The sequence below is a fragment of the Commensalibacter sp. M0268 genome, assembly GCF_016101925.1.
GTDB lineage: Bacteria > Pseudomonadota > Alphaproteobacteria > Acetobacterales > Acetobacteraceae > Commensalibacter > Commensalibacter melissae.
This window is the reverse complement of sequence record NZ_JACFPQ010000003.1, coordinates 284972-299264: the sequence shown is the minus strand read 5'-3', so window position 1 is coordinate 299264 and position 14293 is coordinate 284972. Positions and strand designations below refer to the sequence as shown.

At 39.1% G+C, this 14293-nt stretch carries 12 protein-coding genes; 4 read left to right on the top strand and 8 right to left on the bottom strand.

Features of this window, described 5'->3' with window-relative positions:
- Positions 1-31: 31 nt before the first annotated feature.
- Positions 32-1477: a pyruvate kinase gene (pyk, locus tag H3R28_RS06905; RefSeq protein WP_110439072.1), complete on the bottom strand. Its 1446-nt coding sequence runs from the start codon at positions 1475-1477 to the stop codon at positions 32-34.
- Between the two features lie 88 nt (positions 1478-1565).
- A complete protein-coding gene (locus tag H3R28_RS06900) occupies positions 1566-2246 on the bottom strand; it encodes an SH3 domain-containing protein (RefSeq protein WP_162988616.1) in 681 nt (226 codons plus the stop codon).
- Positions 2247-2700: 454 nt separating this feature from the next.
- Between H3R28_RS06900 and H3R28_RS06895 the strand changes: the two genes are divergently transcribed.
- A complete protein-coding gene (locus H3R28_RS06895) occupies positions 2701-3231 on the top strand; it encodes a DUF2939 domain-containing protein (RefSeq protein ID WP_158523886.1) in 531 nt (176 codons plus the stop codon).
- A gap of 11 nt (positions 3232-3242) precedes the next feature.
- On the opposite strand, the gene H3R28_RS06890 is transcribed toward H3R28_RS06895, so the two are convergent.
- The 6 genes from H3R28_RS06890 to zapE form a co-directional block, all read right to left on the bottom strand.
- Complete coding sequence (locus tag H3R28_RS06890) at positions 3243-3470, bottom strand: DUF3126 family protein (RefSeq protein WP_110439075.1); 228 nt, start codon at positions 3468-3470, stop codon at positions 3243-3245.
- Positions 3471-3562: 92 nt separating this feature from the next.
- On the bottom strand, positions 3563-4573 hold the full coding sequence (locus H3R28_RS06885; protein ID WP_146206666.1) for a L,D-transpeptidase: 1011 nt from the start codon (positions 4571-4573) through the stop codon (positions 3563-3565).
- Between the two features lie 82 nt (positions 4574-4655).
- Positions 4656-6380, bottom strand: coding sequence for a dihydrolipoyl dehydrogenase (gene lpdA / locus H3R28_RS06880; RefSeq protein WP_198210388.1), 1725 nt, complete (start codon positions 6378-6380; stop codon positions 4656-4658).
- Positions 6381-6425: 45 nt separating this feature from the next.
- Positions 6426-7631 carry a 2-oxoglutarate dehydrogenase complex dihydrolipoyllysine-residue succinyltransferase gene (gene odhB / locus H3R28_RS06875; RefSeq protein ID WP_198210386.1) on the bottom strand — a complete coding sequence of 402 codons (1206 nt, stop codon included), beginning with the start codon at positions 7629-7631 and terminating at the stop codon, positions 6426-6428.
- A 44-nt stretch (positions 7632-7675) separates the two neighbouring features.
- The gene (locus H3R28_RS06870; RefSeq protein WP_198210384.1) at positions 7676-10531 is read right to left on the bottom strand and encodes a 2-oxoglutarate dehydrogenase E1 component; all 2856 of its coding nucleotides are present in this window, start codon (positions 10529-10531) and stop codon (positions 7676-7678) included.
- 134 nt (positions 10532-10665) lie between these two features.
- Positions 10666-11769 carry a cell division protein ZapE gene (zapE, locus tag H3R28_RS06865; RefSeq protein ID WP_198210377.1) on the bottom strand — a complete coding sequence of 368 codons (1104 nt, stop codon included), beginning with the start codon at positions 11767-11769 and terminating at the stop codon, positions 10666-10668.
- Positions 11770-11985: 216 nt separating this feature from the next.
- On the opposite strand from zapE, the gene H3R28_RS06860 reads away from it, so the two are divergent.
- The 3 genes from H3R28_RS06860 to sdhD all read left to right on the top strand — a co-directional run bounded on the left by H3R28_RS06860 (position 11986) and on the right by sdhD (position 14290).
- Positions 11986-13008 carry an aspartate-semialdehyde dehydrogenase gene (locus tag H3R28_RS06860; RefSeq protein ID WP_110439081.1) on the top strand — a complete coding sequence of 341 codons (1023 nt, stop codon included), beginning with the start codon at positions 11986-11988 and terminating at the stop codon, positions 13006-13008.
- Between the two features lie 351 nt (positions 13009-13359).
- Positions 13360-13812, top strand: a complete 453-nt coding sequence (gene sdhC / locus H3R28_RS06855; protein ID WP_230873109.1) for a succinate dehydrogenase, cytochrome b556 subunit — start codon at positions 13360-13362, stop codon at positions 13810-13812.
- Positions 13813-13876: 64 nt separating this feature from the next.
- Positions 13877-14290: a succinate dehydrogenase, hydrophobic membrane anchor protein gene (gene sdhD / locus H3R28_RS06850; protein ID WP_230873110.1), complete on the top strand. Its 414-nt coding sequence runs from the start codon at positions 13877-13879 to the stop codon at positions 14288-14290.
- The last annotated feature ends 3 nt before the right edge of the window (positions 14291-14293 follow it).

Genomic DNA, 14293 nt, shown 5'->3' with positions numbered 1-14293 from the left:
AAAATGGAATTATTTTATTTTTATTAAAATACTAGTTGATTTCCGTAACACGAATCAAATTCGTGCTGCCTGTCTGACCAAAAGGAACACCAGCAACAACAACAATTTGGTCGCCCTTTTTGACAATATTGTGTTCTTGCGTCGTTTTACGGGCTTCATCAACAATATGTTCAACAGTACAGGAAGGTATACAAGCCTCATTTGTTGTACATGGATGAATACCCCAAACCAATGCCAATCTACGAGCCACTTCAACACTTGGCGTTAGACTGAAAATCATACTGTTTGGACGTTCTCTCGACATGCGCAGGGCAGTTGTTCCCTTATGCGTATAGGCAACAACAGCGGGTGCAGACAAAGTCGCACAAATTTTCTGGGCAGCGGCAACAATAGCATCAGCAATATTACGTTGAGGCTGTTCACGCGTGGCTTCCATTAATTTTGTCCACTCTTTATCTTTTTCAACCCGTGTAATAATACGGTTCATAATGGAAACTGCTTCTTTCGGATATTGACCTGCCGCACTTTCAGCAGACAACATGACCGCATCAGCGCCCTCCAATACAGCAGTTGCAACATCAGAAGCTTCAGCACGGGTAGGTGTTGGTGATGAAATCATGCTTTCCAACATCTGAGTGGCCACAATCACTGGTTTACCAAGACTGCGCGCCTTGCGAATAATCTGAATTTGAACCAGGGGCACCTCTTCAGGAGGCATTTCAACACCAAGATCACCACGGGCAACCATTACACCATCCGTAACTTCAAGAATTGAATCAAGATTTTCAATTGCTTGTGGTTTTTCCATTTTAGTGATAATCCAGGCTCTACCATTGGAAATAGCCTTGGCTTCCTGAACATCCTCTGGACGCTGAACAAAGGAAAGCCCGATAAAATCAACACCCAGATCCAATGCAAAACGTAAATCTTTATGATCTTTTTCTGTCAATGCTGGAATGGGCAAAACCATATCAGGAACATTCACACCTTTATGATCAGATAAAACACCGCCGACGGTAACTTCGGTTTCCAAATAATCCGCACCAACATTCCGAACCGTCAAACGTAACTTACCGTCATCAAGCAATAATCTTGCCCCTGGCTTTGCACTTTGGATAATCTCTTTGTGAGGTAAACAGACACGATGTTCATCACCTAATGCCGGATCTAAATCTAAACGAAAAATTGCTCCATTTTTTAGAGTAACCTTACCATTTGCAAAATTCCCTACGCGCAGTTTAGGTCCCTGAATATCGGCCAAAATACCAATAACCTTACCTGTTTCCTCTTCGATTTCACGGATAATACGATATCGTTCTGCATGATCCTCATGTGTACCATGGGAAAAATTCAAACGAAAAACATCAACCCCGGCCAAAAACAAAGCCTTGATCATTTCTTTTGTTGAGGAAGCGGGTCCCAAAGTTGATACAATTTTTGCCCGACGATCTCTTAAGATTAATGATTTATCTTTCATAATATTAGTTCCTTACATTTTTAATTGTGAATTCAAACGTATCAAATTTGAATTCTTTATTCCTATATATCATTATTCAATAAGAAAATTAATGAGGTTGGATAATTTCCTGGGGAAGCAAGCCCCAGATATTTGATCTTGGTATCCATCCTATATAGGTATTGATTTTAACTTTACACCAACTGGCGTTGGGTTGGCATTCTTTTATACTTCCAACAACTCCGGGTTTCAAAATCGCAACTGGATCAGCCGACTCTTGTGGAACAGTCCTTACAATAACACCCTGACCCGATAATTGGGAATTTTGTGTTTTGGATACATATTCTGAAATATAGCTGTCTGTGCTTTTTACTTCTGATTTCTCTTTTGTTTCATCTTGTAATTTATCTTTATCATCCATGACACTGAGCGGCATTCCAGTTGTAATGAAAAAACGCTCTCTGGATAAAATAGCCTGCTGGATCCATCCTTTTTGTCCATCCACGTCCTCAATAAGACGCCAGACATCAAATTCCCTAAGAATTTTTACTGGCATATGACGTCTGTGATAAATCATGATAATAGGATAACGGGTTCCAGGGCCTGCTCGCATGTTCACCACATCCGCACGTAAAGAAAGAAAATGAGGAATAGGCAAACCTGTTACAGAACCCTTTTCTGGTTCCTGAGATGGAATGCTGCTTGCAGCAGGGATTGCGGCCGCTGAAGCGGTTGCGACTCCCACTGCTGTTCCAGCTGCAGCTGTGCCCCCCCCCTCATTATTATTCACAGATTGAGTCTGAGAGTTTTCCTGTATATGAACCTTTTTTTTCTTGTGAGAAACTGGGTGACTTTTTTTCCTGATACTTTTTTTATGAACAAGCTGTTTATGCTGATTTTTTTCCTGAGTAAAAGCGGTCGAGGAAAAACATAAAATATTTAAACAAAATATTGATATAAAAAATGAAATGTATAAAAAACAATTTAAGCTTTTTTTAATAAGATGATCTAAAAAACCGCATTGCATTTTATCTTGTCTTTCAAATATAAATCAAGGGATCAAATCGTTACTATAATATAAAATAATAATTATGTTATAATAAATTCAATGCCTTCTTTCAAAAAGGCAAGAGACATATTACCATAAATCTTATTCAAACAGGTTAAATAACAAGAATATGACTTTTTTATACATATCCCCAAAAAAATATAGAAAAAATCTGTTTTTATATATAAAATGGTTAATGGTTATAATTGTATTATGTACGATATACGTTGCCTATCCATATTTGACCCTATGGTCAATTTCTAAGGCGATACAGACCCACGATACTAAATATCTAACCAAAAGTTTGAACTGGCATTCTATTCAAGATCACTTAAAAAAATATCTCACTCAGGATTTTCACAGCCCTTCAAAAGAAGACCTGGATGAATTACCGGATTTTGGAACGTCTTTTGCGACTGAAGCGATAAGTAATGCTATTGATCATCATATCAATCACAATAGTTTACATGTTTTACTTGATTATATATCCCCGCCTACATTGCCATCATCCTCTTCTTTGAAAAATAAGAAGAATGCATTACAAATTTATATGTCGAGCCATATCTATTTTTCTTCGCCTTTTACAATGCACGCAAGAATTATCATTCCTGGTGAAAACATGCCACCCTTAAGCCTGACAATGAAATTACAAAGATGGCGTTGGAAAATTACAAACATATCTTTACCTGATCAGGTTATTGCCCAACTTTTCCAACAGAATAAATAGACTAGTTCTGATTATACAAGATCTTCTTCTAATATTGTCATTGAGATCGCATAAGAAATTTCACCTTCATCCTCATCACGATAAACTGTTCCAATTGACTCAAGTGTTTTTCCCTCTTGAATACATAATTCAACAGGCTGTCCCTGACGTTTAGGCAAAATAACCTTCAAATTGTTATTCCCTAATTTTTTCTGTAAATATGACTGTAATGACTTGCCTTCTTTTTCAGTAATATTCATAGACTTTACCTTATCTTGAAATCGAAAATTGAAATGATTCCATATTAGTTAACCAACCCTTTACCAAATTACCAGTTCTTTATTTGAAATTATCATTTAATTTTCTCTGAAGAATCAACAACAACCAACAGGTCACCAGCAATTGGTGTAACCTGGCGATTTCTAGATAAAATAGCTTCAAACCGTTTATTCTGTTTTGCAGCCTGCTCATATAAAACATCTATGATACCATAATGATCTATAAAACGGTTCATATGGGCAGAAATACGAACGCATCCTTCAGATGCAGAATTGCCCAGTCTTGGTTCCAAATATACAGGATCTGTTGCATGCATTTCCAACCGAATCTGACCTTTTACATGATTAGGCAACCACCCTTTTTCGGCCCATTGCCAACCAAAATCCCATACTCGCATTCCTTTCGTTCCGTTACCACGAATCCCTAATTTATTCTTGGTACCCAACGCGCGATATCCCAACCTTTCCGTAGTATTCATGAATACACCTGTCGGTGTGACATAATATAATTTACGTCCTTTTTTTCCTGTAGATACATGTCCTCCCCCAAATGCCATCCATTGATCCGTGCCTTGAGGAAACGCCAGCACAAAACATAAAGCTTGAACCTTTGGATTGCGATCAACCACAACTAAAATCTGCGCCCGTTTCAAGAGAATACCTGATTTTTCAACTTCTTTTTTGGCCAGTCTAATCCATTCCATATTTTGTTTATTGCTATAAATTCGTGCACGGGGAACATTCTTGCTTAATAAACGCTGAAGCCTTCTGGCCTCTAAATAGGCCTTATCCGGCGCAAGGACTGGTAAAGGAGGTAAAGTAACAAAATGATTATTACCAAAGATCGAGAATTTATTTTCAAACTGAGTATAATCAATATGACATTGATTTCCTGTCAGACTTGAAAAACAGTCATATATAATTGGAGAAAAATCACGATCATCAATTGGACAATAATAATGTCGTCTTAAAGAGTTCAACTGATCAGTAACATTGAAAGAGGAGAGAGATGTTTTAGCAAAAGGCTGCATAATAAAGATTAAAGAGCACAATAATATGCAAACCCTTAATCGATAAAGCTTCATCCTCTCTCCTTATTATGTAAAATATTACAATTATTCATTAATTATATATAATATTTTACAAATAAAAACAGAATAATTTAGTTTACATATGGATTGCCTGGTTCTGTGTTGCCAAGGCCGCCTCTTTAACCGCTTCGGACAAGGTAGGATGCGCATGACAAGTCAAGGCAATATCTTCGGCAGAAGCACCAAAAGCCATTGCCAATACGGCTTCCGCAATCATTTCACTGCAATTTGGACCAATCATATGAACACCCAAAATTCTGTTGGTATGTTTATCGGCCAGAATTTTTACAAAACCGTCTGTTTTACCCATTGCACGGGCACGACCATTAGCGCTGAATGGAAATTTGCCAACCGTATAGGCTACATTTTCTTTTTTCAATACTTCTTCTGTTTTACCAACCATGGCAACCTCAGGTTCTGTATAAACAACACCTGGAACAAGGTTGTAATCAACATGCGGCTTTTTACCTGCAATAAATTCTATAGCTGCCACACCATCCTCTTCTGCTTTATGCGCCAACATTGGACCAGCTATCACGTCTCCAATCGCATAAATACCCGGAATATTGGTTTGGAATTGAGCGTCTGTTTTAATTCTTCCCCTTTCATCCAATTCCACACCAATTTTATCTAGTCCCAGACCTGCAGTTACAGGACGGCGACCAACTGCCATCAAGACTACATCTGCCTCAAGAGTTTCCTGATTCCCTCCTTGAGCGGCTTCAATTGCGATCTTAAGCTGTCCATTCATCTTGTCAATTTTACTAACTTTATGAGACAGTTTCAGTTCAAAACCTTGCTTGATCAAAAGACGGGCTAATGTAGATGAAATTTCCTGATCAAAACCAGGCACCAACCGATCAAAATATTCAACCACAGTAACCCTGGCACCTAAACGTTTCCAAACACTTCCAAGTTCAACCCCGATCACACCACCACCAATAACGACCATATGACGAGGTATTTCAGAAAGAGCCAAGGCTCCTGTTGAACTTACAACCTGTTTTTCATCAATTTCAATTCCCGGCAATCCTGCCGTCTCACTGCCAGTTGCAATGATAATGGAACGCGCGCTAATCTTTTGCCCATTAACGGAGACTTTTCCTGCGGCAACAATGGTTGCCTCGCCCTCAATACGCGTTACCTTATTCTTTTTGAATAAGAACTCGATTCCATTAACATTCGCCTCAACGACTGACTGTTTGTGCTCCTGCATTTTTTTCAGATCAACTGAGACATTCTTAACAACAACCCCCAATTTTTCAAATTGATGCCGGGCAGCTTCATATTGCTCGGAAGCATATAATAAAGCTTTTGAAGGGATGCAGCCAACATTCAAGCATGTTCCACCCAATGTTTTCCGTTTTTCTACACATGCGACTTTCATGCCCAGTTGTGCGGCACGAATGGCGGCAACATATCCTCCTGGTCCCGCACCAATTACAAGAACATCATAATCATATTCACTTGCTGGCGCGGAAGCGTCAACTGGTTTTTGCTCAGGATTTGAGCCCGAAACAGATGACACTCTTGTATCATTTCTTGTGACTGTTTCTCCTTTTCCCAATGGTTCCAATGTCACCAATAATGCACCTACTGAAACCTCACTGCCCGCTTCGACAACATGTTTGCCGACAATTCCCGCAGAGGGGGCCGGCACTTCAACATTTACTTTATCCGTTTCAAGCTCAACAATCGCCTCATCCGCAGCAACTTGATCGCCTGGCTGTTTCAACCATTTTGAAACAACAGCAGATGTTATACTTTCCCCCAAAACAGGTACGACAATATTTATGGTCATGTTTTTTACCTTTCCTATCCTTTATAATAAATTTCACACGACCCCTTAAACATCCAACAACAAGCGTTCTGGATTTTCAATACGTTCCTTGATATGAACCAAGAAACTGACCGCTTCCTTACCATCCACGATACGATGGTCATAAGAAAGAGCAAGATACATCATTGGACGGATAACAACCTGTCCATTGACTGCAACTGGACGCTCTTTGATCGCGTGCATCCCCAGAATTCCTGATTGCGGCATATTTAAAATTGGGGTGGACATCAGAGAACCGTAAATTCCTCCATTTGTAATCGAGAAAGTACCCCCTGAAAGGTCAGCTAATTTCAGCGTATTACTGCGTGCACGTTTTGCAAAATCAATGATCTGCCCCTCAATCTGAGCAAAACTCATTTGATCCGCATCTTTGAGCACGGGAACAACCAGCCCATTTGGGCCACCAACCGCAATTCCCATATTCACAAAATGACGATAGATAATATCTTCACCATCAATTTGTGCATTGATTGCAGGATATTCCTGAAGGGCAGATACAGTTGCCTTTACAAAAAAAGACATAAATCCCAAACGGCTACCTTCATGTTTCTTATTGAAGGCTTCCTTATACAGGGTCCGCATATTTATGACGGCAGACATGTCAACCTCATTAAAGGTCGTCAACATTGCCGCTGTTTCCTGTGCTTCTTTAAGGCGACGCGCAACCGTACGACGTAACCGGGTCATTTTGACACGCTCTTCACGAGGATCATCCTGACGGGATACAACAGGACCAGATGCCTTGGCCGGATTTTCCTTTTGATCCAGAAATTGTACCACATCATCCCGTGTAATCCGGCCACCCCGTCCCGTACCAGCCACCTGATCAACCGTAATATTTTTTTCTTCCATCATTTTACGGGCAGCCGGCATTGAAACTGGCTTATTATCAGCAGGCACTGAAACCGAGGGTTCTGCCTGTTTAACATCCTGTACAGACACACTTTTGGATTGAGCTGATTCAATAACCGAAGCCCCATCCTCCAATACAGTCAATAAGGTCCCAACACTGACCTCCTGCCCTTCTTGTACCAGCTGTGCACCCATCACACCTGTTTTAGGCGACGGAACCTCTACACTGACCTTATCTGTTTCAAGCTCTACAATCGCTTCATCCATATTCACAACCTCACCAGGTTTTTTTAGCCATCTGGCAACTGTGGCCGTACTGATACTTTCGCCTAATTGCGGTACTTTAATTTCAATGGACATATTTGTTTTTCCTAATTAAATCTTATTATTTCTCAATATAGTTCTTATAAATTCAAGGCTTGTTTAACCAATTGTTCCTGACCTGCCTTATAAACAGACATCAACCCTGCTGCAGGACTTGCCTGAGCCGTACGTCCGGCATATTCAATTTTGATTGGACTATTTTTAACCGTTTGCACAATCGCTTCAATCTTACCAGAAATAAACTGCCATGCCCCCATGTTCTGAGGTTCTTCCTGGCACCATACAAATTCCTGTGCCCCAGAATATGATTGTATCAATTTCTTAACAATATCGATTGGGAATGGATATAATTGTTCGACACGAACCAAAGCCACATCATTTTTCTTGACTTCACGACGAGCTATCAACAAATCGTAATAAACCTTACCTGAACAGAATACAACTCGTTTGACTTTTTGACGATTTACAGAGGCATCTATTTCATCAATAACTTGTAAAAATTCTGTTTTATCCGCAAATTCTGCCAATGTTGATTGTGCAAGAGGATGTCTTAATAAAGATTTCGGGGACATGACAACCAACGGTTGACGATAATTCCGTTTCAACTGCCGACGCAAGGCATGAAAATAGTTTGCGGGAGTTGTAAAATTACAAACCTGCATATTTTCCTCTGCACATAGCTGCAAGTAACGTTCAAGTCGAGCAGATGAATGTTCAGCCCCTTGTCCTTCCTGGGCATGTGGCAATAAAAGCACCAACCCCGATTGCTGGAGCCATTTACTTTCAGCAGCCGAAACAAACTGGTCAATGATAATCTGTGCGCCATTGGCAAAATCACCGAATTGCGCCTCCCACAAGACCAAGGCATTTGCATTTTCACAAGAATAACCGTATTCAAATCCCAGAACCGCAAATTCAGACAGCAATGAATTATAGATGTCCAATTTCGCCTGATCAGTGGCAATATGATTTAAAGGAATATAAGGTTGCTGCGTCTTCTGATCAAACAGCATTGCATTACGATGACTGAATGTACCCCGTTGACAGTCTTCGCCGGAAAGACGAACCGGATGCCCCTCCAACAAAAGGCTACCAAAAGCCAAGGCTTCACCAGTCGCCCAGTCAAACCCTTTTCCTGTTTCAAACATTTTGGCCTTAGCTTCAAGTTGACGAACCAATTTCGGATGGCAATTAAACCCTGTTTGGTATGAGCTAATCGCTTTACCAATCCGCTTTAAATCATCAATTGAAACTGCCGTGGAAAAATCTTTACGATTTTTTCCACGCCATTGCATTTTTTTCCAGTCACCTTTTAACCATTCTGGAGTTCCGGGATGATAATTATCAGCCTCTTCATAGGATTTTTGTAAATAATTCTGGAAATCAGACCAATATTTTTCCGTTTCTACAGCAGAAATCACTCCTTCATCTTGTAATTTCGCTGCATAAAGCTGATAAATATCCTTATGTTTATGAACAGCCTGATACATAATTGGCTGGGTAAATGTCGGTTCATCTGTTTCATTATGTCCAAATCGACGATAACAGACAATATCAACAACGATATCCGTCGCAAAACGTTCCCGATAATCAACGGCAAGCCGCATGACTGAAACAACAGCCTCAGGATCATCCCCGTTGACATGAATGACGGGAGCTTTAGCAACTTTAGCGACATCCGTACAATAATATCCAGAATGTCCATATTCTGTAGATGTGGTAAATCCAATCTGGTTATTTGTAACAACGTGAATTGTCCCGTTTGTTTTATATCCGGGAAGCCTGGACATGGCAAAAGTTTCATAAACCACACCCTGTCCGGCAAAGGCAGCATCTCCATGCATTAAAACAGCCAGATGTTTCTGACCATTAGCATCTTGCATGGCACGAACCCTTCCCTCTACAACAGGATCAGCCGCCTCAAGATGGGACGGGTTAAATTCCAGGACAAGATCGACATCCTGTCCATTCATTTGAACCTGTTTTCGATATCCAAGATGGTATTTCACATCTCCAACACCAGGAATATCGTCAGATTTATAAGATTTTCCTGCAAATTCACTAAATAAGGCAGGAAAAGACTTGCCAACGATATTGGTTAAAACATTTAAACGTCCACGATGTGCCATGCCCATCGCCACAGATTGAATATCATAATTTGCAACTGCATGTCGAATAAGGGTACGTAAGGCAGGAATAAGTGATTCCCCGCCATCCAATCCAAACCGCTTTACACCAACGTAACGTTTTTGACAAAAAGTTTCAAACCCTACAGCTTCTGCAAGTTCCTGTAAGATTGTTTTCTTATCATCCGCATTCAGAACATGGTTTTTCTGACTTTCAACCTTTTCACGAAACCATTGCTGTTGTTCACTATTTTGCAGATATGTATATTCCCAGGCAATTGAACTGCAATAAATCCGCCTTAATACAGGAATGACTTCACCAAGAGTATGAATTTCACCTGGAAGGAAATTCTTAGTAACATCTCCCATAAAAACTGGGCGATCCAAATCCTCTTTTTTAAATCCATAAGTTTCAGGATTTAATTCCTTGCACTCTGTAGGCTTATGAATGGACAAGGGATCCAATACAGCATTAAAATGACCAAAGCTCCGATATGCATTTATAAGCTCTACGGCTCGCAGACTGTCATTCGCGGCCTGATAAAGTTGTTTGGCCGTTACTTTTCCCTCTTTCGTCAAAGCGGGCTTGTCATCGGGCTCCAATTCAATTTTTACAGGTTTGCGAGGGGCCCATGAAGGTCCCCTTATATCATCCATTACAACTGTCTTATCATCATTCATCGCAGAAAAAATCTGTGCAAATGACGGGTCAACACTATTAGCGTCCTGCCTCCACTTTGCATATAATTCCGCAAGATACGCAGCATTCGATCCACTGAATACACTGGCAATTTGATCAGCAATCGCCATAATATTTCCCCTTAATTATTTCTACTAAAAACTCACTATTCAGAGTTTAATTTACCTATTAATATAACAAGTGCACCTATAAGCCACTTCAATTTTTCTTTAACAAATGTCAGAGAACCTTTACTCTCGAATGCCTATTTTGTCCAATCTAGACTTTGCATTTCATACAAACGTGAAACAGTACGCTCAAAAAAAGCCGCCCTATTTTCCTCAGGATAAATATGCTCCCAATCCGTCTCCGCAGATGCATAAAGAATTGTATGCCGTTCGTACAATACATCAATCAAAGTGGTAAACCGTTCAATTACATTCATATTTTCAGGGTTAAATATCGGTATGTTATCAATAATCAATACTTCATATTTTTGAGCCAAAACCAAATAATCACCAGCTCCCAGTGCCGCATCACATAATTGTTCAAATTGAAACCGGGCCACCTTTCCTGCTGCGCAAGGTATAATAAATTGACGTCCCATAACGGTTAAGATTGTCTTTTCGCCCTCTTTGCCACCTGATTCCTGTAGGAAGATTTTATCCAGAAGAGCATGGTTTTCCGGATTACAGCCGATCAACCATTTGGTTTCAATTTCCTTGCGACCCAATCGATAGTCATGTACCGAACATAATTCAAGTTCAATCATATTTTGTGATAATAAAGCAATAAACGGCTTGAAAGCATCAGCTCCCGGTCTGTTTTGAAATAAATCCCTGATGTGAACATTCGAAGTGGCAACAATGATAACACCTAATTTAAAAAGATATTCAAACAGTCGTCCCAATATCATTGCATCAGCTATATCATTGACTTGAAATTCATCGAAACAAAGCAACCATGTCTTTTCGACAATTTCCTCAGCCAGTTTTGGAATGGGGTCTTCACCCTTTGGATACTGTATTTCCAACGCATGAAATTTCTTATGCACTTCCTGCATGAAAACATGAAAATGTGTTCTCATCTTTTTTTCAACAGGGGCCTGACTGTAAAATAAATCCATCAACATTGATTTACCTCTACCAACAGGCCCTACAAGATATATACCCTTGGGTTTTACAATGGGCTTTTTCCACAATTTTTTAAATGAATTCAAAAGCCCGCCAACGTTAGTCTGTTCTGGCACATAATCAGACAATTCAACACAAAGATGATCCAGTCGATCTGCAATTTGTTCCTGTGCCTTGTCTGGTTTAAGCTCACCATTCTTTACTTTTTGTGCATACAACACATTTAAACGACTCATAAATAATAAAAACCTGGTTAACAATTAGTATTAAAGACCTTTTAAATTATTTCTAAGAAGAACATAGCTTCTTTTTTTTTTCTAATAATTTTCTTTATTTTCAAACAATTTTGATAAAATTTATTTACATAAATAATAAAAGAGTTAAAATATTTGGCTGGTTTCTAAAGACTTCTTTAAAATTTATTAAACTTTATTATCTAAGGATTATATACTATGGGATATCGCATAGCCGTTATTGGAGCAACAGGGGCGGTAGGTAGAGAAATCTTAAAAATTCTGGCGGAACGTGATTTTCCAATTAAGGAAATTGTTGCCTTGGCTTCTCCACGTTCGGCAGGAAAAGAAATATCCTTTGGTGACAAAAGAATTCTAAAAGTCCAAAATCTTGAAACCTTTGATTTTAAGGGATGGGATATCGCTTTATCCTCTCCTGGCGCATCCATATCATCCGTCTATTCACCCAAAGCAGCCAAGGCAGGCTGTATCGTGATTGACAATACTTCCCATTTCCGTATGGAACCTGATGTTCCATTAGTGGTTCCAGAGGTTAATCCGGAAGATTTAAAGAAAATCAAGCGGAATATTGTTGCAAATCCAAACTGTTCAACCATTCAGATGGTTGTTGCCTTAAAACCTTTGCACGACCTGTTCAAAATTAAAAGAATTGTTGTTTCGACATATCAAGCCACAGGCGGGGCAGGCAAAAAAGGAATGGACGAATTATATATCCAAACCAAATCATCATTGGTTGGGGATTCCATTTCAATAAACAATTTTACCAAGCAAATTGCCTTTAACTGTATACCTCATATTGATAAATTCATGCCAGACGGATCGACAAAAGAAGAATGGAAAATGAATGTGGAAACCAAAAAAATTCTTGATCCAGATATCAATGTTTTTGCAACCTGTGTTCGGGTTCCTGTTTTTATTGGACATGGCGAGGCAATTACCATTGAATGTGAACGCCCTGTTGATCTTGCCAAGGCACAAAAAGCCTTACGCAACGCTGAAGGTGTCATTCTATTCGATAAACAGGAAGATGGCGGCTATATTACCCAGATTGAGGCGGCAGGAGAAGATGCCTCCTATGTTTCACGACTCCGTATCGATCCAACAGTTCCAAATGGCTTAGGACTATGGTGCGTTTCCGACAATTTACGTAAGGGTGCGGCATTGAATACAGTACAGATTGCCGAAAAATTAATAGAAATGAATCTAATTTCTAAACGGTAATTTTTAACCAACAGATCATAAAATTGATATGATTTGTTGGTATCGAAATTAAAAACATAAATAAATTAATGATTACCAATTTCACGTTTCTATAGCCATTAATCCAATTTATACAAATTAATTTGATATTTATTTTATTATCCTGAAAATTGTTATTATCATATTCTTATTGTTACTTTAGAAATAAAACAAAAAACTGTTTAGTCATCAAATAACAAAGACCCCGAATACTTCATACACAATCAATTGAATGTCCAAAAATTGACTGGATCAATCTTTTAGTGGGGTATAAAGTGCAATTAACTTAAATCGGTATCAGCCGTGTTATAAGGATTAATTAGGAAATCAAGAATGTCGGATATACGCAAAACTTTTTATGTAGGTTACAAAAGTGACGGATCATATCGAAACCGACCAATGTCGCCCCATTTACAAGTTTACAAACCCATTTTATCAATGGTCTTGTCAATCAGTAACCGCATTACAGGCGGTGCACTTTCCGCAGGAAGTGCATTAATGGTTGCCTGGCTGGTTTCAGCCGCAAAAGGACCAAAATCTTTTCAAAAAACTCAAAAATTTACAGGAAGTTTTCTAGGACAAATTATTTTATTTGGTTTTTCATCAGCATTCTTTCTCCATTTTATTGGCGGTATTCGTCATTTTATTTGGGATTTAAGTGGCAAACGTCTTGAAAAACCTGAAATTAATCAAGACAGTAAATCAGAGGTTATCGGTGTTGCTGCTTTAACTTTAGCTTTATGGACCATTATTCTTGGTAAAAAAATCAAAAAAAGAAAAAAATAGACAACCTTCGTATTGATTAAAAAATATCAAAATAATTTTCTATAAACAATTAGGAGAAACTCCAATGAATACCTCTGTAGAACGCCCCACCATTCTACGATCTTACCTTGGACGTATGCGTGGATTGGGGACAGGACACAATATTTTCGAACATTGGTGGACCGAACGCATAACCGCGGCAGGCAGTGCCCCTTTATCAATCTGGTTTATTATCCAAATGCTAAGATTGGGTGATGCAGATCATAAGGATGTTGTAAAATGGGCTGGAAAACCTACGAATACAATTTTATTACTCACACTTGTCTTGCTAACATTCCGTCATATGCAACTCGGCTTGGAAGTCATTACATCAGATTACGCACGTGAAAGAAAAAGATTGGCTCTTAATTACTGTATTAAAGGTGGGGCCTTATTTTTAGGAATTCTATCCGTAATTTCTATATTAAAATTATTTTTTACTGCATCCGCCAGTAAATAATTC

Excerpts from the sequence above, each read along its gene's own strand:
- pyk (WP_110439072.1), bottom strand. The coding sequence starts at position 1,477 with ATGAAAGATAAATCATTAATCTTAAGAGATCGTCGGGCAAAAATTGTA.
- H3R28_RS06895 (WP_158523886.1), top strand. The coding sequence starts at position 2,701 with ATGGTTATAATTGTATTATGTACGATATACGTTGCCTATCCATATTTG.
- H3R28_RS06890 (WP_110439075.1), bottom strand. The coding sequence starts at position 3,470 with ATGAATATTACTGAAAAAGAAGGCAAGTCATTACAGTCATATTTACAG.
- H3R28_RS06885 (WP_146206666.1), bottom strand. The coding sequence starts at position 4,573 with ATGAAGCTTTATCGATTAAGGGTTTGCATATTATTGTGCTCTTTAATC.
- lpdA (WP_198210388.1), bottom strand. The coding sequence starts at position 6,380 with ATGACCATAAATATTGTCGTACCTGTTTTGGGGGAAAGTATAACATCT.
- odhB (WP_198210386.1), bottom strand. The coding sequence starts at position 7,631 with ATGTCCATTGAAATTAAAGTACCGCAATTAGGCGAAAGTATCAGTACG.
- H3R28_RS06870 (WP_198210384.1), bottom strand. The coding sequence starts at position 10,531 with ATGGCGATTGCTGATCAAATTGCCAGTGTATTCAGTGGATCGAATGCT.
- zapE (WP_198210377.1), bottom strand. The coding sequence starts at position 11,769 with ATGAGTCGTTTAAATGTGTTGTATGCACAAAAAGTAAAGAATGGTGAG.
- H3R28_RS06860 (WP_110439081.1), top strand. The coding sequence starts at position 11,986 with ATGGGATATCGCATAGCCGTTATTGGAGCAACAGGGGCGGTAGGTAGA.
- sdhC (WP_230873109.1), top strand. The coding sequence starts at position 13,360 with ATGTCGGATATACGCAAAACTTTTTATGTAGGTTACAAAAGTGACGGA.
- sdhD (WP_230873110.1), top strand. The coding sequence starts at position 13,877 with ATGAATACCTCTGTAGAACGCCCCACCATTCTACGATCTTACCTTGGA.